Here is a 21,698-nt window from a genome sequence, read left to right as displayed (position 1 = left end):
CGTAAATACTGTGACAATTCGTAAATTAGCTTACTCTCCTTCCTTTAGCGTCTTGCGTGATTTAAAATGAAATCAAATTGAAGTCTACATCATCTTATTTTCAAAACAGCTCGGCCGGCTGGATAATATTCATACATATAGCCAAATTTTAAAAATCAATGAATTTCTTTTCTTTGTAACTAAATTTACAAACAGTTTCACAAAACTATAATAAATAGCACTCAACTGTAACAGAGCGTAATTTTTAAATTATGGTTGAATCTGCACCTCGGTCATATCGAACAATAATTCATCTTTGGAAAGATGGTCATTTGAACAGACAATGGATGGCATAGTTATGAGCCAACTCAATCCAACGCTAATCACGTTTATTTTCTATATCGTGGCAATGCTTGGCATCGGGCTTTACGCCTACAAGGCAACGACAAATTTTGACGACTATATTTTAGGCGGGCGCAGCTTAGGCAGCGTCGTTACCGCACTCTCTGCTGGCGCATCTGACATGAGCGGCTGGCTGCTGATGGGCTTGCCTGGCGCAATTTATTTATCCGGCTTATCAGAAGCATGGATTGCAATTGGTTTAATTATCGGTGCTTGGCTCAACTGGCTGCTGGTCGCTGGACGTCTGCGCGTTCATACCGAAGTACAGCATAATGCGTTAACATTGCCAGATTATTTCACCAGCCGTTTTGGTGATACTAAAAAAATTCTGCGCATTATTTCAGCATTCGTCATTCTTATCTTTTTTGCCATTTATTGCGCTTCCGGCATGGTTGCAGGCGCGCGCCTGTTTGAAAGCTTGTTTGGCTGGAATTACACTTCTGCACTTTGGATTGGCGCAATCGCCACGATCAGCTATGTCTGCATTGGCGGGTTTCTTGCCATCAGCTGGACAGACACTTTCCAAGCAGGCTTAATGATTTTTGCTCTGCTGCTGGCGCCCATCATGACCTATATGGCAATTGGCGATCATGCGCAGCAAGTTACGGCTGTGGTTGAATCGGTGCGCCCATTGGCAAATAATATGATTTCCGATTTAGGCGTGGTCGCAATTTTATCATCCATGGCATGGGGCTTGGGCTATTTTGGCCAGCCGCATATTCTCGTGCGCTTTATGGCTGCGGATTCCGTAAAATCCATTCCATCTGCGCGCCGCATTGGCATGACGTGGATGATTCTTTGCTTAGGCGGCGCAGTTGCCGTGGGCTACTTAGGCATCGCCTACTTCAACATTCACCCGGGGCATGCCGCAGCAGTGACTGCGAACCCTGAAACAGTGTTCATGGAATTGACTAAAATCCTGTTCAATCCATGGGTTTCAGGCGTCGTATTGGCGGCCATTTTAGCGGCCGTCATGAGTACGCTCAGCTGCCAGCTTTTGGTCTGTTCAAGCACATTGACCGAAGATTTATATAAAGCTTTCATCCGTAAAAATGCGTCTCAAAAAGAATTAGTCTGGATTGGCCGCTTGATGGTGCTTGCCATTGCGGTGCTTGCCATTATTCTTGCCCTCAATCCTGAAAGCAAAGTTCTTGGACTGGTTGCTTATGCATGGGCTGGGTTTGGCGCTGCATTTGGCCCATTGATTCTCCTGTCTTTGTTCTGGAAGCGCATGACATTGAATGGTGCGATTGCAGGCATGATCGTAGGCGCTGCAACGGTAATTTTGTGGAAAAACATGATGGCGGATACAGGCATTTATGAAATCATCCCTGGCTTTATTTTCTCCCTGATCAGCATTGTCATTTTCAGCTTAATCAGCAAAGCGCCATCGAAAGAGGTCACCGACCGTTTTGATCAGGCCAATGCTCTGTATGAAAAAGAAATGCTTGAGCTTAAATCTAAGCAATAAGATTTAATTTAAGCATTTAATAAAAAAGGGGCGCTCAGCCCCTTTTATATTGCCTGTACAAAACTGTTATTTTTTCAGCGGCTGCTTGATCTCAATCTGGGAAGACTCCTTAATCACTTCCATGACAGGGTAACTGCGGGTTTCCTTCACCCCCGGCAGCTGCCACAGCACCTGACCTGATATTTTTCTGAATTCTTCCATGCTGGCGCAGCGGATTTTCACCACAAAGTCAAATCCTCCGCTGATCATGTGGCATTCCACAATTTCAGGATATTGAATAACGGCATCGGTAAATTCTTCCAGAACATTGGGCGTGGTTTTATCCAAAAGAATTTCGACAAAAACGACAAAACTTTTATTCAGCATGTCTGGATTGAGCTTTGCTTCATAGCCTAAAATAAACCCATCTTTCGTGAGTTTCTGCACTCTCGCCAAGGCTGCTGTTGGTGATAAATTCACCATTTCCGCCAGTTTAATATTCGAAAGCCGTCCATCTTTTTGCAGAATATCCAATATCCTGATATCTGTACGGTCCAACGTCATGATTGGGCTCGCCATTTGAATTTTTCCCTAAAAATTAAGCAAAATATAGTGAGTTGTACGCCATATTTTCTGTGATCATAAATTAAATAAACCCGAATACTCAATTTAAATTTTCACTGTCACAGGATGTTGGCGTAAAAATGATGGAAGCAAGATCTCAATTCAGCGAAGCCCAAACGCAGCCCGGTTATATCACCCCTTTTGATGTAAAAACCGAATATGAAATGGAAATCAACCGTGCATGGCGCCGTGATGAAAGTGAAACCGTAGAAAATTTGCTGGAAAACAGCAAAATCGATCCTGAAATTTCAGACCGTATTTACAAGCTGGCATTTGACTTAGCGCACAGCTTGCGTGAGCGCAAAGGCGATTCAGGCAAAGCCGGTATCGTGCAAGGACTGCTGCAAGAGTTTTCTTTATCTTCTCAAGAAGGCATTGCACTGATGTGCTTGGCTGAAGCGCTGCTTCGCATTCCGGATACCGCCACCCGTGACTTATTAATTAAAGACAAAATCAACCAAGGCAACTGGAAAGACCATTTAGGTCAAAGCAGCCTGATGTTTGTCAACGCGGCGGCCTGGGGCTTAATGCTGACCGGGAAATTAATGGAAACGCCAAAATCCAACAATCTGTCTGGCTTGCTGACCGGCCTATTGGCGCGCAGCGGCCGCGGCATTATCCGCAAAGCGGTTGACGCGGCAATGCGCATGATGGGCGAACAGTTTGTGACTGGGGAAACCATCAGCGAAGCTTTAAAAAATGCTGAAACTTTAGAAGAGAAAGGCTTCCGCTATTCCTACGACATGCTGGGCGAAGCGGCTTTAACCGCCCCTGATGCAGAACGCTATTATGATGATTACACCAATGCCATTCATGCCATTGGCCAATCCTCTGCCAATAAAGATGTTTATGACGGCCCTGGCATTTCTATCAAGCTTTCTGCGCTGCACCCGCGCTATCAGCGCGCTCAGATTGAACGCGTGCAAGACGAACTGTATGACAAAGTGCTGAAGCTTGCTGTATTGGCAAAGCATTACAATATTGGCTTAAATATTGATGCTGAAGAATCTGAACGTTTAGAAATTTCACTGCAGCTTTTGGAACGGCTGTGCTTTGAACCGCAGCTGGAGGACTGGAAAGGCATCGGCTTTGTGATTCAAGCGTATCAAAAACGCTGTTTCTATGTGGTCGATTATGTGGTCGATCTAGCCAAACGCAGCCAAAAGCGCTTAATGATCCGATTGGTGAAAGGCGCGTATTGGGACAGTGAAATTAAGAAAGCGCAGATTGACGGCATGGCGGATTACCCGGTCTTTACCCGCAAAGTGCATACAGACCTGTCTTATATTGCCTGCGCCAAAAAGCTGCTGGATGCGCCTGAATTGATTTACCCGCAGTTTGCAACGCATAACGCGCAGACACTGGCAACAATCTATCATTTGGCAGATCCTGCAAAATACTATGCCGGCCAATACGAATTCCAATGCCTGCATGGCATGGGTGAGCCGCTGTATCAGCAAGTTGTCGGAGACAAGAAAGATCAAAAATTAGGCGTGCCTTGCCGTATCTACGCACCTGTGGGCAACCATGAAACTTTATTGGCTTATTTAGTGCGCCGCTTGCTGGAAAACGGCGCAAATACTTCTTTTGTAAACCGTATTGCAGATAAAACTTTACAGATTGATGACTTAATCGAAAACCCGCGCATTACCATCGAAGATGCCGCGCAAGCGGAAGGCAAAGCCGGCTTGAAGCATCCAGCCATTCCATATCCTGTCCATTTATATGGCGATATGCGCAAAAATTCTGCCGGTTTTGACTTAGCCAATGATCATGACCTTTCGGCGCTAGACGCTACTGCGCAAGCGCTGCATCAGCAGCAATGGCAAGCTGCGCCTATGGGCAGCAATTTGCAGGCAGCTGCAGACGCAACATCTATTGTTGTGCTGAATCCAGCTGATCATTTAGATGTTGTGGGGCATGTGACTGAAACGACTTTGGATCAAGTGGATTCAGCTTTAGCCAATGCAGAAGAAGCGCAGCAGGCATGGAAAAGTTTAGCGAAGAATGACCGCGCAGCCTGCCTGCAGCGCGCCGCTGACAGCATGGAAAATAATCTGCAGCAGCTGATGGTTCTGCTTTGCCGTGAAAGCGGTAAAACTTATGCCAATGCCATTGCCGAAGTCCGCGAAGCTGTCGATTTCCTGCGCTACTATGCGGCGCAAATCATTGACTTGGATGATGCCGTACAAATTGAACCTTTAGGGACGGTACTGTGCATTAGCCCATGGAACTTCCCGCTGGCCATTTTTTCAGGCCAAATTGCGGCGGCATTAGCCTCTGGCAACACGGTCATTGCCAAACCTGCTGAGCAAACCCCGCTGATTGCAGCGCAAGCTGTGCAAATGCTTTGGGATGCAGGCGTCCCTCCATCTGTATTGCAGCTATTGCCTGGCCGCGGCGAAACTGTTGGCGCCAAACTGAGTGCGGATGAACGTGTGCAAGGCATCATGTTTACCGGATCAACTGAAGTTGCCAGAATTTTGCAAAAGACCGCAGCGCAGCGCTTGAGCCGTTCAGGACAGTCTATTCCGCTGATTGCTGAAACTGGCGGGCAAAATGCCATGATCGTGGATTCATCGGCATTAACAGAACAGGTCATTTTGGACGTAGTCAATTCAGCCTATGACAGTGCGGGCCAGCGCTGCTCTGCCCTGCGCATTCTTTGCGTGCAGGAAGACAGTGCCCAAAGCGTGATTGCCATGCTCAAAGGCGCAATGCAGCAGCTGAATGTCGGCAAACCGTATTTATTAAATACGGATATTGGCCCAGTCATTGACCTTGAAGCCCAAGGCATTATTGATACGCACATTGATAAAATGCGCGCCAAAGGCCATCAGGTTCATCAATTCATGCGCAATAGCGATCAATCTGCCTTAACCTCAGGCACTTTTGTTGTGCCAACCCTGATTGAATTGCCAAACTTGAATGATCTGGAACGTGAAGTCTTTGGTCCAGTCCTGCATGTCATTACCTATAAATACGGTGAGCTTAATCAGCTGATTGATCAAATCAATGCCAAAGGTTATGGACTGACCATGGGCCTGCATACCCGTATTGATGAAACCATTCAAACCGTCATCGGCAAAGCGGAAGTCGGCAACCTATACATTAACCGCAATATTGTCGGCGCAGTGGTAGGCGTGCAGCCATTTGGCGGCGAAGGCCTGTCAGGCACCGGCCCTAAAGCGGGCGGCCCGATCTATGCTTACCGCTTAATGCAGCATTGCAGCCATAAAAAACTGGCTCAGCCTTTTGCTGTAGGCAAAGCTGAAGCTCTGCCGAACCATGAAGCTCTGTATGAGCAATTCAAGCAATGGGCTGAACACATGTTTCCGCAGCATTCACTACAGCTGCCAGAAGGCTTCTGCGCAGGCCAAAGTTTTGAACTGCAAGGCCCAACAGGTGAAAGCAACCAGTATGCTGTATTGCCGCGCAGCCGCGTACTGCTGCTTGCAGAGCAAGAGCAGGACTATATCCATCAGCTGCTTGCAATCTTAAAAGTCGGTTCACAGCCTGCAGTCTTAGCAGAGAACACATTCATTCTTAAATATTTGCAGCAGATGCCTAAAGCCGTTGCCGCCCGCATCGCCGTGCTGGCCACGATTGAAACAGGCAAGTTTGATGCCGTGCTGCTGCATGGCACAGAAGCGCAGCTGCTTCAGCTGCAAAAACAAATTGCTGCACGTGATGGCGCGATTATCGGCATTACTCGCTTAGAGCCGGGTCAGCATGATATTCCGCTGGAACGTTTTGTCATCGAACGCGCAGTCAGCATCAATACTGCGGCTGCTGGCGGCAATGCCAGCCTGATGACCATGAGCTAACCAGTCCTCTACCCTCAGAGGAAGCAAACCCGTATCCGTACGGGTTTGCTTTTTATGCCAGCTGAAAATGATAAAAAAATGGCTATTTTGAAAGAATAATTTGACCGTTGAAGTTCAATCTTTGCTACCATCCCAGCTTTGAACATGTTTGTGATTTTTTCTGTATATGACTTCATCTTATCAGCAACAACTTGATGCAAAAGTTGAGCGTATTTCAGCGCAATTTGCCGAATTTAATCCTCCCTCATTAGAAGTTTTCAATTCACCAGAGCAAAACTTCCGCATGCGCGCAGAATTCCGTATTTGGCATACTGAAGATGATATGTTCTATGCGATGTTTGAACGTGATGCAGACGACCAAAAGAAAGTCGTTGAAATCAAAGATTTTCCAATTGCGGATCAAAGCATTAATGCATTAATGCCGGTGTTGCTCGATGAATTAAAAGCCCAAAAAATTCTCTCGAACCGCTTATTTGAAGTGCACTTTTTAGCAACGCTAAAAGGCGAAATGCTTGTGTCTTTGGTCTACCGCTGCCCGCTCAATGCAGAGTGGGAAACTGCCGCCAAAGCATTATCCAATAAACTGAATATTAAAATTTACGGCCGCAGCCGCGGACAGCGTGTCATTTTGACCGATGACTATGTGGTTGAAGAACTCAGCGTTTTCGGCCGCAGCTATCAATACAAGCAAATTGAAAGCAGCTTTACCCAGCCCAATGCAAAAGTGTGCCAGAAAATGCTGGAATGGGCCTGCAATGCAGCGCAGCAGTCCAACAAAGATCTGCTGGAGCTTTACTGCGGCAACGGCAACTTTACACTGCCATTATCCACGCGCTTTAAACGTGTTTTAGCCACTGAATTGGCAAAGTCTTCGGTTTATGCTGCGCAGTGGAATATTGAAAAAAACGCCATTGATAACATTCAAGTTGCCCGCCTGTCTGCAGAAGAATTTACCCAAGCCTATAATGGCGAACGTGAATTCCGCCGCTTAGAAGAAGCTGGCATTGATATGAGCAGCTATGATTTTGACACGGTCTTTGTCGATCCGCCGCGTGCCGGCATTGATGATGAAACCCTCAAACTGCTGCAGCGTTTTGAACGTATTATCTATATCTCATGCAACCCGGATACCTTGCATGACAATTTGAAAACACTATTGCAAAGCCATAAAATTGTGCAGTTTGCAATGTTTGACCAGTTCCCATACACCCATCATGTGGAATCTGGCGTTTTGCTGGAAAAGATTTAAACAATTTATTTCCAGTCATACTAATGCCATAAAAAGGGTTTTATCTAAAACCCTTTTTATTTTATTAAAAATGAGTCACTTAAGAGCTTACATACAGTAAGATTCAGAAATTTCGCTTATTAGAGGCCTATCAATCGGAAAAAACAGCATTTGATTGATGCTTTTATCTCTCTTGTCGGCTTGCTTTATTTACTGGTTTGGATATATTTCGTCCTATGTTAGGCTGCAGATGAAGGCTCTATGAGTTTTTGGCAAAAACTGTTTTCGAATGAACAGGAAAACGAGCATAAAAATCAAATTGCTTGTGTTGAAAATGATTGTTCTTGCAAAACCAATGAACAGCTTCTTCAAGCGTTAGCGAAAGCCGCCGATGAAGATGTCATTATTGGCATTAAAAAAGTGTTAGCTTCTCGAGGCTACAGCCGCAAAGAGCTCAATGAACTTCAGCACTTGCCGCTTCAATAGCAGGTCTGAGTTTCAAAAAAAGGCATTTAGCACACTAAATGCCTTTTTTATTGAATGAATACTATCAACCTAACTTTGCTTTTATCTTTATTAAACAGTTATCTTGTTCTATATTCTCTGCTGTATTAAAAAATAACTCTAAAAAGCTTGAACAGCATTTTTTACTCGGTGCCGTTTCAGCATAAAAAACCATTCAATAATTATAGGGCAATCATGAAATCATTTAGCGTCATTACAAGTAGTATAGTTATTCTCAGTCTAAACGCATGCAGCCAAGTGCCGAAGGAATGCAGCGAATCCTGGAAAAAGATCGAATCCCTTTCTAAGCAGATGGGAATGCCGGAAGACCAAATTAAAGCGCATAAAAAAGAGTTTGAAGACAGCATCAAGGGATTAAGCAAAGAAGATGCTGTTCAAGCCTGCAATATGCAAAGCGCATTTCTGAATATGGCATCTAAACAGCCTTAAAGTCTGCTTAAGTTAAAGCTTGCCCCAATTCAGCCTATTTACACGCTGACGGCTCACTGTATGCAAGCATCGGTCCTAAATCCCGCGATGCATCATGCAAATTTAAGCCGCTTGAATATAGGCTGGAAATGCTGCCATCCAAATACAGTGCATTGTCTGTTTTCAAGCTGTCTTTGAAGTAGGATGCAAACTGATAAAATGTGACTGGCTCACGGCTGATGACAAAATACAGCTTCTGATCCTTAATGCCCACCCCATTGCGGATTTTATGCGAGCTGGCATCCTGCAGAAAGTTGGTATTGATCTTGCCGTTAATCACCAGCATTGGGCCAGATTGCGTTGCATATTTGGCTTTAAAATGATTCCGCTGAAAAGCCTCAGTGGTCTGAATCAGCGCTTTTTGATCATTCCATGCCAAGACCCCATTGGGCTGAATGAAAAAGTTGCCAAATCCATGTTTGGCCTTATTCAGCCCGCGCAGCTGCTGACCATTTTCAACATACAGCCCCACTGGTGAAAAGTCCGCATGATACATACCTGCATTCATGGCAAATTGCAGAATCCTGCAGCGTTTGCGCAATGCAGCGTCCAGCCTGCTGAACCTTAGATAAGGCGTGTTCTGAGGGCTGTAAAGGTACAATCCTAAGTTTTTAAAGTCCCGCACTTCAACGACTGCGCTCTGAATAGGTTCTTCAGATTCCCAGCTGCGCAGTTTTGCGGGTGCCTGCTGCACAGCAAAAAGGCTCAACGTCAAGAAACTCGCCTTCACAGGCAGATTCCATGTATTTAATAATTTCACTGCAGAATGCCCATCCCCATTAATTCCAAAATAGTCGATTAATTCGCAGAAAAGAAGTAGACTAGACCATAAAAATACACTTGCAGCTTTATTGGTAAACGTCTACATGCACCAGCAGACACCACGGATTCCTCTAGGGGCGCATTTAATCATTAAGCATCTTGGTTATAGCCATCATGGAATCTATGCAGGACGAGGCAGAGTAATTCATTACTCAGGTTTCGCTCATCTCTTCAAAAAGCACCCCATCGAAATCACTTCTTTGGAGGCTTTTTGCCATGGTAAAAAATTTAAAATTCAGCCTTACCGTGCGCCTAAATATACTGGCCGTAAAGTTGTACGCCGCATGCGCTCGCGCATGCATGAAAATAATTATCATCTGATCATCAATAACTGTGAACATCTATGCACTTGGGCCATTACAGGTGTAGAAAGCAGCCCTCAAGTCGTGCGCATGATGAACCGGCTGACGACAATCGGCTATGTCAGTTCCGCAATGAGTTTTATGAACAGTATGATGCTGACCGTAACTACAACTTGTTTCGCTCTGGTCTTTTATATTAAGAAGAAGTTACACGAAAAAGCAAAAATGCAAATATCCGTTTATACAGAATTAAAGCAGCAGGAACATAAAAAACACTAGTTTAAACCTTGATGCAGCTGTTGGATAAACTCACTGTATTTTTTTAGAATGGCGGGAACTTATCCTGCACAAAGTTCGCGTGAATGCCATGTTCCAAATGTATTTTTGCAGCATCCAGCACAGTCGTAAAACCGCCCGTACTGTCGATCACAAAGTTCATTAATGCATCTCCTTCAAGGGGGATATCATAATTTTTAATCGTCACATAGGTTTCCAGAGCCGAAATTTTTTCAAATACAAAATCAACTTTGCTTTTCGGCTCACCCCATATAATGCGAATTAATTTATTTTCTTGGATATCCAGCACATGCACATTGGCTGCTGCATTATATTTTTGCCATGTCCATTGTACAGACTTACCTTTTTCCAAATAACCGGTGGATTGGCTAAACCAAAACTGTGTAGTGATTAGCGGATCTACAAAAGCATTAAAAACGATATTGGCTGATTTCCGTATCAGCATTTGGGTTTCAATCACTATGCTCATCACTTCATCCTTCCAAGTCTTACTGTTCGAGATCTCTCTGTGATAACACAGCTTTAAGCAGGCTTCATATCACAAAATTGTTATCTTCAAAATTGGAAGGCACAGCATTTTTCAGCTTAAATTACTCTTATGCGCATGGATGACTGGCGGCAGTTCAGCCCCTATTGATGTAAGCATTTCACGCTCAATATTGCGCACAATTGAATCCAGCGGCAGATCATTTTCCTGTTCACCAAAAGGCTCTTCCAGCTCAGCGCTGAGTGCATCCAGCCCTAAAAAAAGATACGCAATCAGCGCCACAATGACCGGTGTCCAAATGCCTAAGCTGGATTCCAAGCTGAACGGCAGAATAAAGCAGAAGGAATACACGGCGCGGTGCAGCAGCACAGAATAGGAAAATGGCAGCGGTGTCGATGAAATACGGTCACAGCCTGCATGAATATCGCCCAATGCGATTGTGTGCCTGGTTAATGCACTGTAGATAATATCGGTGATCAGTCCTTGCTTATAAAAGCCAGCTAGATCTTTTTGTACAATTTCCATGACATATTGCGGCGGGTTCAAATGTACCTGCAATATCTGCCACTGCTGCTCACTGAACAGAATATGCTTTTGGTAATGATCATACGCCGCATGTGATTTGCGCAGGCGGTCACGCAGCAAGTGCGTAAACAGCATCACACGATAGATCATCACTTCACGGGCATCATCCTCCAGCACATATGTATCACGTATGATATGCCGTGTATTTGCAATCAGCGCACCCCAAAGCTTGCGCCCTTCCCACCAGCGGTCATAACAGGCTGTATTGCGGAAACTTAAGAAGATGGAAAGAATGACCCCAAAAATGGTAAAGCCAATTGCAGGCACCTCTGGAACAGCTACGTAGTGCCGAGCCGCCATATAAACCAAACCGGCAGATATCAGCACCACAACCAGCAATGCAGGAAAGACTTTTGGCAAAATTGTGCCATGCCATGCAAACAGCAATTTAAAGCTATTGGTTTTGTCGCGGATAATCACAGCTATTCCTTATTGTTCTACAGATGAAGCGGCATGAAAAAGCCCAACCGAAGTTGAGCTTGATCTTAACCTATTTAGAATTCAAAGGTTAATCCCATTGAAAACACGAGGTTTTATTTACCTGGCTTAAAGCTGTCTTTTAAATCCAAAATGCGGTTAAACACCGGTTTGCTGCTTGTATGATCGTATTGATCTGCAACAAAGTAGCCTTCACGCTCAAATTGGAAACGGTCTTCAGGCTGAGCTTCCGCCAATGCCGGCTCAATCACCGCTTCAACAATCGTTAACGAATTTGGATTTAAATTATCAAGGAAGTCTTCGCTTACTTCAGGGTCTGCTTCTGTGAATAAGCGGTCATAAATACGCACTTCAGCTTTCACGCCTTTAGTCGCAGATACCCAGTGCACAACACCTTTCACCTTACGCCCTTCAGGGTTTTTGCCTAGAGTTTCCGGATCGATCGAGCACTTAAGCTCAACAACTTCACCATTTTCGTCTTTAATCACTTCGTCACACTTAATTACATAAGCATGGCGTAAACGCACTTCACCGCCCGGAATCAAACGCTTAAAGCCTTTTGGTGCAACTTCTTCAAAGTCTTTACGGTCAATAAATAGCTCAGAAGTTAGCGGAATAATACGCTCGCCCATGTCCACGTTAGGATGGCGCGCATGTACCAAATCCATTGCTTCAGGCAAATTTGTTAAGGTCACTTTCAGTGGATTTAACACCGCCATGCCGCGGCTTGCGGTATTTTCTAAAGACTGACGGATACAGAATTCAAGCATTGCCACATCAACAATACTGCCATCGACTTTTGTAACACCCACACGCTTACAGAATTCACGCAGGCCTTCTGCTGTAAAACCGCGGCGGCGCATCCCCACAACTGTAGGCAAACGCGGATCGTCCCAGCCATTCACAAAACCGCCATCCACTAAACGGCGCAATTTACGCTTAGAAGTAATGGTGTAATCAACATTTAAGCGGCTTGATTCATACTGACGCGGCACAGAGGGTGATTTCACCTTCTCGATCACCCAGTCATAGAACGGACGGTGATCAACAAACTCTAATGTGCACAATGAATGCGTAATGCCTTCAATCGCATCAGATAAAGGATGCGCATAGTCGTACATTGGGTACATTTTCCATTTATCACCCGTTTGATGATGCTCTGAATGCAGTACGCGGTAAAGAATCGGATCACGCATGTGAACGTTAGGAGAAGCCATATCAATTTTGGCGCGTAAAACCGCCTGACCTTCACCCAGCTCGCCATTACGCATTTGTTCAAAGCGCGCTAAGTTTTCTGCAACGGTTGCATCACGCTGCGGTGAGTTTTTACCTAACTCAATAAAGTTGCCGCGGTTTAAACGGATTTCTTCAGGGCTTTGCAAGTCAACATATGCGTCACCTTGCTCAATGAGCTGCACCGCCCAGGTATAAAGCTGGTCAAAATAGCTTGATGCATAGCGCGGTTCGCCATTCCATTCAAAGCCTAACCATTTTACGTCGTTGGCAATACCATCGACATATTCTTGTTCTTCAGCATCCGGGTTTGTATCATCAAAACGCAGGTTGCATAAGCCATCAAACTCTTGTGCAATCCCAAAGTTCAAGCAAATTGCTTTTACATGGCCAATGTGCAGATAGCCATTCGGCTCTGGCGGAAAACGTGTAACCACTTGCTGCGTACGGCCAGAAGCCAAATCATCGGTAATCACTTGACGCACAAAGTCTAAGCCTGGCTGTTGTTCCTGCTGCACAGTGTCGACGGCGTTGCTATTTGGTGTCGGGGTGTTCGGCAGTGTTGAAACAACATCATTTGGCTTCATAACAGTAAAATCACTTTTAAAATAAAAAATTAAGAGAATTAAAACGCTATTTGATCATTTTAACAAAGAAAATAACGTTTTTACTTGCCTTGTAGTTTACAGTTTGCTTATGCTTCTCACAACCAAAAAACCCATGGCTTTGCAGGCCATGTTCAGGAGATTACACCATGAGTTTTCCTCAAGTCGAATTAAACACCACTAAAGGCCGTATTGTGCTTGAGCTTAACAGTGAAAAAGCGCCAAAAACTGTTGCTAACTTTTTAGAGTATGTTCGTGACGGTTTCTACGACGGCGTGATTTTCCACCGTGTGATTGATGGCTTCATGATCCAAGGCGGCGGCATGGATGAAAACTTCAAAGAAAAAGCAACACGTGATGCAATTGAAAACGAAGCTGACAACGGCCTGACCAATGACCTTGGCACAATTGCTATGGCGCGTACACAAGCACCTCACTCTGCATCTGCGCAATTCTTTATTAACGTTGGCAACAATGCTTTCCTGAACCACTCTGGCAAAAATGCACAAGGCTGGGGCTACGCAGTTTTCGGTAAAGTTACTGAAGGCCTAGATGTTGTAAACGAAATTAAAGGCGTTCGCACTGGCAACCGCGGTTACCACGCTGATGTGCCGCTAGAAAACGTTGTAATTGAATCTGCTAAAATCATTTCTGAATAATTTTTAAATCCTCCCCAGCCCTCCTTTAATTAAGGAGGGAGCTTCTTGACTAGATGCAAGTACACCTCCCTTTATCAAAGGGAGGCTGGGAGGGATTCTAAAATAAGGAAAAGATTCGTGACCTACCTGTTTATCGCAGATTTACACTTGTCACCAGATCACCCTCGGCTCGTTCGGGGGTTTCTAGATTTATTAAATGCTTATAAAAACAACAACACCCAGCTGTATATTTTAGGCGATTGGTTTAATGCATGGATTGGCGATGACTACAGCGCGCCATGGCTGGATGAAATCATCATTGCCTTAAAGCAGTTTAATGATGCCGGCAATCAAATTTACTTTTTATCAGGCAACCGCGACTTCGCATTGGGCAAAACATTTCTGCAAAAATTCGACGGCACATTGCTGAAAGACATCGAATATTTAAAAATTGCACAGTCCATTATCCGTTTAGAACACGGCGACCTGCTCTGTACCGATGATGTCTCCTATCAAAAATTCCGTAAAATTATCCGCAATCCGCTGTTACTGGGCTTTTTAAAGAAAATGCCTTTAAGCTTCCGTCAAAAACTCGCCAATGGCTTCCGCAAAAAAAGCCAGCAAGCCAATCAAATCAAAAGCTATGAGGTTATGGATGTCAATCAGCACGCTGTTGAACTTGCTTTGTCAGATGCGGATATTTTAATTCATGGCCATACCCACCGCCCGCAAATCCATGATGTGCACGGCAAGCCGCGTATTGTTTTAGGCGACTGGCGTGAACATGAAGCGCTGATGTTGGAGCTGGATCCGCAAAATCCTGAGCTAAATTTAGAGCTAAAAAAATGGCACTATTGATGCCATTTTTTAAATCACTCATTATTCAGCCAGATTTACTTCAAACGGAATAGTTGATTCTGTCCAATGTAAAAGCTGGATCCGTCTAAATTCATAGGAACTGTTTGACCAGATTCCAATAAGATTTCTTCTCCTACCGGAACCCAAATAAAGCCGCCTACCGTATTTTGCTTACGGTTAAGCGGAACCACTTGTACTTGTACAATATCGCCATTTACGGCTATGGCTGTACGCCATTGATTTAAAATTTCCAAGATATTCACTCAACAATTGAGCTTTTTGTGACACAACAAAGAGGATTAATAAACGGGTTTGGAATAATAATTCTTCGACTGCAGCCATGCAGTTTTCTACACAGTTTTTAGGCCATTTGGCTATAAACTAATAAATCACAATCAGCTATAAAAAATTAAACAGGCAGATCGCCCATTCTTAAATAGGTTTTTATTATACATTGTCATTACAATATATGCAAAGCTTAGAATTAATCACTTATTATTCCAAACTTTGCATATATTAAATGTTCAATTTTCACATACTGCAGCATCCATATAAACACCTAAACGGCTGCTCTCTGCGCAATACTGCTGGGCTTAATAGCCGCCTTCTGAACAGATGGATTCTGCATCTGGCTTATATTTTTGCAAAAGTGCACGCAGTGAATTCATCAATACACTGGTATCTACACCAACCGCAACAAATTCTGTTCCAAGCGCCATATATTGCTGCGTCGCTTCATGCTGTGTAGATAATATGCCTGCAGCCTTACCCGCTGCACGAATGCGCTGTATGGCATCAATGACCGCTTTTTGCACTTCCGGATGATTTGGGTTGCCTTCATAGCCCATGGTTGCTGACAAATCAACAGCCCCGATAAATACCCCATCAATCCCGTCAATCTTCAGAATTTCATCTAGATTTTCCAATCCCGTGACTGACTCGATCTGAATCAGCAGGCAGATATTTTCATGCGCAGTGGCGTAATAATCAGGAATACTATTCCAGCGCGTTGCCCGCGCTAAGGCTGCCCCCACGCCGCGCACGCCCATAGGCGGATAATGCACGGCTTTTACCATCATCTGTGCCTGCTCTACTGTTTCCACCATGGGAATCAGCAGCGTCTGCGCACCTATATCCAACAGCTGCTTGATCAGCTGCACACTGCCGATCGGCGGGCGCACAACCGCTTGTGACGGATAAGCGGCAATACTTTGCAGCTGCGCCAATGTGGTTCTTAAATCGCTGGGCGCATGTTCGCCATCAATCAGCAGCCAGTCATAGCCGGCGTTGGCCGCGATTTCAGTGCCGTACGCATCCGCCAACCCCACCCATAAGCCAATCTGCTGCTGGGTTTTCAATTTACGCTTAAAGTAGTTTGTATAATCAATCATGTACACACTCAATGCAGGATGAGATATTGACTTGATTAAACCCCTTTTGGCTAGAAGTACCAATAGTGAATTGCTATGTCCTCATTGAAATGAACTATAAGTCCGTGTGTAAATCAGCAGGAATTGATCCTTGCTCACCGGAGGCTTTCAAGACTTCTTTCTGGATTTTCTTTATCAGCCCTAAGTTATATGAAAATTCTTCTCATCTATTTGTCATTCGAATCAGGTAAGATAAAGCAAATTGATTAATGGAGAGCCCATTCATGGATTTGCTGAACGTTTCGAAAACCCGCTATACCACTAAAGCTTATGATCCTGCTAAAAAAATCCCTCAGGCACAGTTTGAGCGCCTGTTAGAAATTCTGCGGCTTGCCCCATCCTCCATTAATATTCAGCCTTGGCATTTTTTCATTGCAGACAATATGGCAGCGAAAGAGCGCATTGCCAAAGCGCTCGTTGGCAAATATGCATACAATGCCCCTAAAGTTTTAGATTCATCGCACACAATTTTGTTTTGCACCAAAGCAGACATCAGCGAAACCCATCTTGAAAATCTGCTGAACCGCGATGAAATCAGTGGACGCTTTAAAGATGAAAAAGCCAAGCAAGGTCAAAAAGACAGCCGCACAGGCTATGTCGATTACTATCGCAATGAAAAAGGCGATATTCAGCGCTGGGCAGAAAATCAGACTTTTATTGCGCTGGGTCAGGCCTTATTGGCGGCAGGCATTGAAGGCATTGATGCCACGCCTATTGGCGGCTTTGATGAGTCTATTCTTACAGAAGAACTGGGCTTGGCTGAAAAAGGCCTGATTCCATCTGTACTGTTGACATTGGGTTACCGCAGTGAAAATGACTTCAATGCAAAGCTGCCAAAATCACGCCTCGTAAAAGAAGATATTTTCACGACGCTTTAATTTATAAATAAAAACGATGAAAGGGAGAATTTCTCCCTTTTTCTGTCATTTCAGGACTTATTTTTTAAACAATAATCGAGTATATTTTGCGCAAATACAAAATAGGTCACTCATTATGCCTGTTGCACCAAAATTACCCATGAAATTTAAATGTACAGCATGCAAAACTGTATATATGCATAAATACAATTCAGACGCATTTTTAAACTACCCAGCTTGCCCGAATTGCCAGAACGCAGGTCAATTGCAAGGCACAATCGAAACCCACGACCTGTTTAAATACCCACTGGCCATCGCAAAGAGCTATTTGCAAGATTCTATGCTGCGCTTTAACCGCTGATATTGATGCTTAAATTCAACTGAAGCATTTGATTGATCAACAGCGCCTCCCTTAAATGCGAGGCGCTGTTTTATCTGTACTCTCAGTCAGGCATCCGTCTAAGAAAATCAATGGATTCGAATCATTTGGCCCAAGTGTTGCTTATTCCTTAAACACATACCAATTACCTGATTGTGAGGTGTCCAATGGCTTTGAGCATTCCTAAACTAAGTTTCACTCCTGCGCTATTCAACATGCCTATGAAGTTTGAATGCGCCGCATGCCATCAAAACTATTTGCATCCTTATGCATTAGATGCTCATCATTACCCTGCCTGCCCTAACTGCCAGCAGGCGGGCCTGCTGCAAGGCCTTGTAGAAACAGAAGACTTCATTCATCACCCTATTCAATTTTTATCAAACTACAGGCGCATGCTGGAATCCGCACGCGACCAATCCAATTAAGGCCTTGGCTTTTCATTTCAGGGCAAAGGGCATAAAAAAGCCTGCTTCAGCAGGCCCTCTTCTTCTACACGTACGGCCATATCCTGTTTTAAAACATCGTATAGGCCAAACACAATACACTCACAATGCCTAGGCACAATCCCAGACCAGACCAGATCCTTAATTTCTCTTTAAAAATAACAAGGCCGCTGAGTACACCAAACATCACCACTAAAATATTCATCCCTGCAAAGACAACGGCTGGAGTGTCTTTCAGGAGCATGTGGGCCTTGACATATAGCGCAATATTGGCAAAATTCAGCACCCCCAATCCCAGACCCGCAAGAATGTCCCTTCCCGCGCCAATGCTTTTATGCCGTACAGTGGTGTACAAAATAGATAAGGCAAAGGCATAGATAAAGACCAAATTCAGCGCCACTGAGAATTGCAGTCCTAAACCTGTCGTATATTTAAGCAGCACGTCAATCAGCGCATAGCCGACCCATACCCCTGTTAAATATAAAATGGCATAGGGGCCTTCTGTTCTTTCCGCATCAGTACGGTGCGAAAGCAAAATGCACAGCACACTGCTGAGCCCCAATACAACACCGATAACTTTAAGCTGACTAAACTGCTCTTGAAATACAAAATACGCGGCCATTAAAGACAACACTACGGAAAGCCGCTGCGCAATTTCAGTTTTTAAAATGCCAGCGGTCTGCAGCGACTTCGCCAAACACAGAAAAATGGACGGCAATAAAATGCCTAAAATCAGGATCAGCCACCACGGCGTATGCTGCATCGAGATATGCTGTAAATCCGGCTTAAACCATAAAAAACACAAAATGCTCGCGGCTGCATAATTCCATGCAATCATCTGGAATGTGTTAAAGCCTTTTTCTTTGCAAATTTTAAGTAAAATAGATACTGCCACACTGCATAACGCAGCGGCAAAAATCAGTTCCATGGCAATCTCTTTATCATTAAGTCATCGCTAACGCGCTATATTTTCAATGCTTCAATAAAAGAAAAGCCCACATAGTGTGGGCTTTTCTGAAAAAATAATCTATAGCAGATTATTTATAGCGGTCGACCATTTTCTCTAAAGAAATTGGACGAATCTTGTCTGCATTGCCCGCTGTGCCGAAAGCTTCGTAACGGTCAACACAGATCTGTTTCATGGCTTCAACAGTTTGAGCGAAGAATTTGCGCGGGTCGAATTCGCTTGGTTTTTCAGCCATCATACGGCGCATTGCGCCTGTAGAAGCTAAACGCAAGTCTGTATCGATGTTGATTTTACGGACACCGTGCTTGATTGCATCAACCAGCTGTTCAACAGGAACACCATACGTTTCTTTGATGTCGCCGCCGTATTGGTTAATGATTGCAAGCCATTCTTGAGGAACAGAGCTTGAACCATGCATTACAAGGTGCGTATTTGGCAGCGCCGCATGAATTTCTTTAATGCGGTCAATGGCCAAGATATCGCCTGTAGGCGGACGCGTGAACTTGTACGCGCCATGTGAAGTGCCTACAGCAATCGCTAAAGCATCGACATTGGTATCCGCAACGAATTGACGCGCTTCTTCAACAGAAGTTAAAAGCTGTGAATGGTCAAGTACGCCTTCTGCGCCTACGCCGTCTTCTTCACCCGCCATGCCAGTTTCAAGACTGCCTAAACAGCCAATCTCACCTTCTACAGAAACACCGCAGGCATGCGCCATAGCAACTGTACGGCGTGTTACGTCTACGTTGTATTCATAGGTTGTCGGTGTTTTACCGTCTGCACCCAGAGAACCGTCCATCATGACTGATGAGAAGCCCAATTGGATCGAACGCTGACATACATCAGGATCTGTACCATGGTCTTGATGCATCACGACAGGAATGTGTGGCCATTCTTCAATCGCAGCTAAAATAAGGTGACGCAAGAAAGGTGCGCCTGCATATTTGCGCGCGCCTGCAGAAGCTTGCACAATAACAGGTGAGTTTGTTGCATCTGCTGCAAGCATAATTGCGCGCATTTGTTCTAAGTTGTTTACGTTAAACGCTGGTACGCCGTAAGCATGTTCGCCGGCGTGATCCAAGAGCTGGCGCAATGAAATAAGAGCCATAGTGTCCTCCCAGGTAATGCGACATATTCTACATGCACAATGGTTTCAAATCAGCATCAAAAAGCCCTTTTATAAAAAAAATCCCTGCTTATGCAGGGACTTTTAAAATAAAAACAACAAACTTAGTGAGCTTCCGCATCCACCGTTGCTGCATCTGCCGGCGCATTGGCCACTTCAGCAGGCACATCCTGATTCTTTTCATCAAGTACAGGCTTGTCCAGCGCATCAATTTTAGCTTGCTGTTCCGGTGTAGTTTGTTCATCGGCAGCTGGTGCAGATGCTTCAGTTTCAGCTTTTGACGCTTCTTCTTTCTTAGAACATGCTGTTAATGCAAGTGGCGCAATGATTAATGCAGCAAGTGCCAGTTTAAGATTCATCAGATTTTCCTACAGGTGGATGAGTAACTGCAGAAAATTTTATTGCAGTTATATTTCATTTTGATGACTATAAAATGAATCGTTTAAATATCAAAAAAAGAGCAATAAAAAAGGCTGAACATCTGTCAGCCTTTTTCAACGTGCTTTACGCTTTAAGCGCGTTCAAGCAATACCGCTACCGCCGGTAACGTTTTGCCTTCTACAAACTCAAGGAACGCGCCGCCGCCAGTCGAAATGTAGCCGATTTTGTCTGCAACGCCATATTTATCAATTGCCGCTAAAGTATCACCGCCGCCGGCAATAGAGAATCCATTTGATTCAGCAATCGCTAAAGACAATGCTTTCGTACCTTCGCCAAATTGATCGACTTCAAACACGCCGACTGGGCCATTCCAAAGAATGGTTTTAGATGTTTTTAGAATCTCTGCAAATGCTTTTGCAGTTTCTGGGCCAACATCCAAAATCATGTCATTGTCTGCAACATCTTCTACTTTCTTAACGACAGCTTTCGCTGCAGCCAAAGAACCTAAGAAATCGTCAAAGTTGATTTCAGAGGCATCCGCAACCACAACATCCGTTGGAAGCGGAATAGAAACTTTTGCAGCAATGGCTTTTGCTGTATCAATTAAATCATGTTCACACAATGATTTACCGACATTGAAACCTGCCGCTGCAAGGAATGTGTTGGCAATGCCGCCGCCTACAATAATTTGATCGCAAATGTCTGAAAGAGATGTCAAGACGTCCAATTTTGTCGACACTTTAGAACCAGCAACAATGGCAGCCATTGGCTTTTCAGGTGTTTTCAGCGCACGGCCGAGTGCATCTAATTCAGCAGCCAGCAATGGACCTGCAGCCGCAACTTTCGCTAAACGCGCCACGCCTTCAGTCGATGCTTCTGCACGGTGTGCAGTACCAAAGGCATCCATGACAAATACATCGCAAAGCGCTGCATATTTTGCAGCCAGCTCTGGGTTGTTTTTCTTTTCGCCCGTATTGAAACGGCAGTTTTCAAGCAGGACCACTTGACCTGGCTGAACATCAACGCCATCTAAATAATCTGTAAACAATTTAACTTCTTGACCTAATGCTTCTGTTAAATATGCAGCCACTGGCGCCAAAGACTGTTCAGCTTTTGGTTCACCTTCAACAGGACGGCCTAGGTGAGAATAAACCATTACAGCTGCGCCTTTTTCCAAAGCAGCTTTAATTGTGGGCAATGCAGCACGAAGGCGCGCATCGCTGGTAATCACACCGTTTTTAACAGGAACGTTTAAATCTTCACGAATAAGAACACGCTTGCCTGCTAAATCAAGGTCAGTCATACGCTGAAAGTTCATGTATAGCTCTCTTTATTGATATCAAAACG

At 44.5% G+C, this 21,698-nt stretch carries 21 protein-coding genes; 10 read left to right on the top strand and 11 right to left on the bottom strand.

The window, feature by feature from the left end; translation table 11 throughout:
- Window positions 1-337: 337 nt before the first annotated feature.
- Window positions 338-1,852: a sodium/proline symporter PutP gene (gene putP, locus JZ784_RS04480; protein WP_346313952.1), complete on the top strand. Its 1,515-nt coding sequence runs from the start codon at window positions 338-340 to the stop codon at window positions 1,850-1,852.
- Between the two features lie 66 nt (window positions 1,853-1,918).
- Here the strand turns inward: putP and JZ784_RS04475 are convergent, their stop codons facing one another.
- Complete coding sequence (locus JZ784_RS04475; protein ID WP_018572631.1) at window positions 1,919-2,410, bottom strand: Lrp/AsnC ligand binding domain-containing protein; 492 nt, start codon at window positions 2,408-2,410, stop codon at window positions 1,919-1,921.
- A gap of 125 nt (window positions 2,411-2,535) precedes the next feature.
- Here JZ784_RS04475 and putA point away from each other — a divergent pair, with 125 nt between their 5' ends.
- The 4 genes from putA (at window position 2,536) to JZ784_RS04455 (ending at window position 8,464) form a co-directional block, all read left to right on the top strand.
- Window positions 2,536-6,282 (top strand): trifunctional transcriptional regulator/proline dehydrogenase/L-glutamate gamma-semialdehyde dehydrogenase, encoded by a 3,747-nt coding sequence (gene putA / locus JZ784_RS04470; protein WP_346313951.1) that lies wholly within the window; start codon window positions 2,536-2,538, stop codon window positions 6,280-6,282.
- Window positions 6,283-6,448: 166 nt separating this feature from the next.
- Window positions 6,449-7,531 carry a tRNA (uridine(54)-C5)-methyltransferase TrmA gene (trmA, locus tag JZ784_RS04465; RefSeq protein ID WP_346313950.1) on the top strand — a complete coding sequence of 361 codons (1,083 nt, stop codon included), beginning with the start codon at window positions 6,449-6,451 and terminating at the stop codon, window positions 7,529-7,531.
- 240 nt (window positions 7,532-7,771) lie between these two features.
- On the top strand, window positions 7,772-7,996 hold the full coding sequence (locus JZ784_RS04460) for a hypothetical protein (protein ID WP_005010267.1): 225 nt from the start codon (window positions 7,772-7,774) through the stop codon (window positions 7,994-7,996).
- A 336-nt stretch (window positions 7,997-8,332) separates the two neighbouring features.
- Window positions 8,333-8,464, top strand: a complete 132-nt coding sequence (locus tag JZ784_RS04455; RefSeq protein WP_018572629.1) for a hypothetical protein — start codon at window positions 8,333-8,335, stop codon at window positions 8,462-8,464.
- Between the two features lie 34 nt (window positions 8,465-8,498).
- Here the strand turns inward: JZ784_RS04455 and JZ784_RS04450 are convergent, their stop codons facing one another.
- Entirely contained in the window at window positions 8,499-9,263 is a 765-nt protein-coding gene (locus JZ784_RS04450) for a phosphodiester glycosidase family protein (RefSeq protein ID WP_346313949.1), read from the bottom strand.
- A gap of 106 nt (window positions 9,264-9,369) precedes the next feature.
- Between JZ784_RS04450 and JZ784_RS04445 the strand changes: the two genes are divergently transcribed.
- Complete coding sequence (locus tag JZ784_RS04445) at window positions 9,370-9,906, top strand: lecithin retinol acyltransferase family protein (RefSeq protein WP_346313948.1); 537 nt, start codon at window positions 9,370-9,372, stop codon at window positions 9,904-9,906.
- 43 nt (window positions 9,907-9,949) lie between these two features.
- Here JZ784_RS04445 and JZ784_RS04440 read toward each other — a convergent pair whose 3' ends face one another.
- From JZ784_RS04440 to JZ784_RS04430, 3 genes are all read right to left on the bottom strand, one after another.
- Entirely contained in the window at window positions 9,950-10,393 is a 444-nt protein-coding gene (locus tag JZ784_RS04440) for an SRPBCC domain-containing protein (protein ID WP_346313947.1), read from the bottom strand.
- 111 nt (window positions 10,394-10,504) lie between these two features.
- A complete protein-coding gene (locus JZ784_RS04435; RefSeq protein WP_346313946.1) occupies window positions 10,505-11,416 on the bottom strand; it encodes a bestrophin family protein in 912 nt (303 codons plus the stop codon).
- 113 nt (window positions 11,417-11,529) lie between these two features.
- A complete protein-coding gene (locus JZ784_RS04430) occupies window positions 11,530-13,254 on the bottom strand; it encodes a glutamine--tRNA ligase/YqeY domain fusion protein (protein WP_346313945.1) in 1,725 nt (574 codons plus the stop codon).
- A gap of 167 nt (window positions 13,255-13,421) precedes the next feature.
- On the opposite strand from JZ784_RS04430, the gene JZ784_RS04425 reads away from it, so the two are divergent.
- Both JZ784_RS04425 and JZ784_RS04420 read left to right on the top strand, forming a co-directional pair.
- Window positions 13,422-13,931 carry a peptidylprolyl isomerase gene (locus JZ784_RS04425; protein ID WP_005010281.1) on the top strand — a complete coding sequence of 170 codons (510 nt, stop codon included), beginning with the start codon at window positions 13,422-13,424 and terminating at the stop codon, window positions 13,929-13,931.
- A gap of 117 nt (window positions 13,932-14,048) precedes the next feature.
- Window positions 14,049-14,768, top strand: a complete 720-nt coding sequence (locus JZ784_RS04420) for a UDP-2,3-diacylglucosamine diphosphatase (protein ID WP_346313944.1) — start codon at window positions 14,049-14,051, stop codon at window positions 14,766-14,768.
- A gap of 35 nt (window positions 14,769-14,803) precedes the next feature.
- Here the strand turns inward: JZ784_RS04420 and JZ784_RS04415 are convergent, their stop codons facing one another.
- Both JZ784_RS04415 and hpaI read right to left on the bottom strand, forming a co-directional pair.
- Window positions 14,804-15,031: a hypothetical protein gene (locus JZ784_RS04415; RefSeq protein WP_018572625.1), complete on the bottom strand. Its 228-nt coding sequence runs from the start codon at window positions 15,029-15,031 to the stop codon at window positions 14,804-14,806.
- Window positions 15,032-15,361: 330 nt separating this feature from the next.
- Window positions 15,362-16,159: a 4-hydroxy-2-oxoheptanedioate aldolase gene (gene hpaI / locus JZ784_RS04410; protein WP_346313943.1), complete on the bottom strand. Its 798-nt coding sequence runs from the start codon at window positions 16,157-16,159 to the stop codon at window positions 15,362-15,364.
- A 263-nt stretch (window positions 16,160-16,422) separates the two neighbouring features.
- On the opposite strand from hpaI, the gene nfsB reads away from it, so the two are divergent.
- Both nfsB and JZ784_RS04400 read left to right on the top strand, forming a co-directional pair.
- A complete protein-coding gene (nfsB, locus tag JZ784_RS04405; RefSeq protein ID WP_346313942.1) occupies window positions 16,423-17,076 on the top strand; it encodes an oxygen-insensitive NAD(P)H nitroreductase in 654 nt (217 codons plus the stop codon).
- A gap of 525 nt (window positions 17,077-17,601) precedes the next feature.
- Window positions 17,602-17,859, top strand: coding sequence for a hypothetical protein (locus JZ784_RS04400; protein WP_346313941.1), 258 nt, complete (start codon window positions 17,602-17,604; stop codon window positions 17,857-17,859).
- Between the two features lie 88 nt (window positions 17,860-17,947).
- On the opposite strand, the gene JZ784_RS04395 is transcribed toward JZ784_RS04400, so the two are convergent.
- The 4 genes from JZ784_RS04395 to JZ784_RS04380 form a co-directional block, all read right to left on the bottom strand.
- A complete protein-coding gene (locus JZ784_RS04395) occupies window positions 17,948-18,805 on the bottom strand; it encodes an EamA family transporter (RefSeq protein ID WP_346313940.1) in 858 nt (285 codons plus the stop codon).
- 109 nt (window positions 18,806-18,914) lie between these two features.
- The gene (gene fba / locus JZ784_RS04390; RefSeq protein WP_005010302.1) at window positions 18,915-19,952 is read right to left on the bottom strand and encodes a class II fructose-bisphosphate aldolase; all 1,038 of its coding nucleotides are present in this window, start codon (window positions 19,950-19,952) and stop codon (window positions 18,915-18,917) included.
- 122 nt (window positions 19,953-20,074) lie between these two features.
- Window positions 20,075-20,329, bottom strand: a complete 255-nt coding sequence (locus JZ784_RS04385) for a hypothetical protein (RefSeq protein WP_346313939.1) — start codon at window positions 20,327-20,329, stop codon at window positions 20,075-20,077.
- A 152-nt stretch (window positions 20,330-20,481) separates the two neighbouring features.
- The gene (locus JZ784_RS04380; RefSeq protein ID WP_346313938.1) at window positions 20,482-21,669 is read right to left on the bottom strand and encodes a phosphoglycerate kinase; all 1,188 of its coding nucleotides are present in this window, start codon (window positions 21,667-21,669) and stop codon (window positions 20,482-20,484) included.
- Window positions 21,670-21,698 lie beyond the last annotated feature (29 nt).

Source organism: Acinetobacter sp. CWB-B33 (assembly GCF_039655955.1).
In the GTDB taxonomy this organism is placed as follows: Bacteria; Pseudomonadota; Gammaproteobacteria; order Pseudomonadales; family Moraxellaceae; genus Acinetobacter; species Acinetobacter bouvetii.
The sequence above is the reverse complement of the archived record's forward strand: the minus strand, read 5'-3'. Positions and strand labels throughout refer to the sequence as shown.

Bases quoted from the DNA above. Each gene is read 5' to 3' on its own strand.
- JZ784_RS04430 (WP_346313945.1), bottom strand. From the start codon at position 13,254: ATGAAGCCAAATGATGTTGTTTCAACACTGCCGAACACCCCGACACCA.
- JZ784_RS04425 (WP_005010281.1), top strand. From the start codon at position 13,422: ATGAGTTTTCCTCAAGTCGAATTAAACACCACTAAAGGCCGTATTGTG.
- hpaI (WP_346313943.1), bottom strand. From the start codon at position 16,159: ATGATTGATTATACAAACTACTTTAAGCGTAAATTGAAAACCCAGCAG.
- putP (WP_346313952.1), top strand. From the start codon at position 338: ATGAGCCAACTCAATCCAACGCTAATCACGTTTATTTTCTATATCGTG.
- nfsB (WP_346313942.1), top strand. From the start codon at position 16,423: ATGGATTTGCTGAACGTTTCGAAAACCCGCTATACCACTAAAGCTTAT.
- fba (WP_005010302.1), bottom strand. From the start codon at position 19,952: ATGGCTCTTATTTCATTGCGCCAGCTCTTGGATCACGCCGGCGAACAT.
- trmA (WP_346313950.1), top strand. From the start codon at position 6,449: ATGACTTCATCTTATCAGCAACAACTTGATGCAAAAGTTGAGCGTATT.
- JZ784_RS04445 (WP_346313948.1), top strand. From the start codon at position 9,370: ATGCACCAGCAGACACCACGGATTCCTCTAGGGGCGCATTTAATCATT.
- JZ784_RS04455 (WP_018572629.1), top strand. From the start codon at position 8,333: ATGCCGGAAGACCAAATTAAAGCGCATAAAAAAGAGTTTGAAGACAGC.
- JZ784_RS04460 (WP_005010267.1), top strand. From the start codon at position 7,772: ATGAGTTTTTGGCAAAAACTGTTTTCGAATGAACAGGAAAACGAGCAT.
- putA (WP_346313951.1), top strand. From the start codon at position 2,536: ATGATGGAAGCAAGATCTCAATTCAGCGAAGCCCAAACGCAGCCCGGT.
- JZ784_RS04395 (WP_346313940.1), bottom strand. From the start codon at position 18,805: ATGGAACTGATTTTTGCCGCTGCGTTATGCAGTGTGGCAGTATCTATT.
- JZ784_RS04385 (WP_346313939.1), bottom strand. From the start codon at position 20,329: ATGAATCTTAAACTGGCACTTGCTGCATTAATCATTGCGCCACTTGCA.
- JZ784_RS04400 (WP_346313941.1), top strand. From the start codon at position 17,602: ATGGCTTTGAGCATTCCTAAACTAAGTTTCACTCCTGCGCTATTCAAC.
- JZ784_RS04475 (WP_018572631.1), bottom strand. From the start codon at position 2,410: ATGGCGAGCCCAATCATGACGTTGGACCGTACAGATATCAGGATATTG.
- JZ784_RS04440 (WP_346313947.1), bottom strand. From the start codon at position 10,393: ATGAGCATAGTGATTGAAACCCAAATGCTGATACGGAAATCAGCCAAT.
- JZ784_RS04380 (WP_346313938.1), bottom strand. From the start codon at position 21,669: ATGAACTTTCAGCGTATGACTGACCTTGATTTAGCAGGCAAGCGTGTT.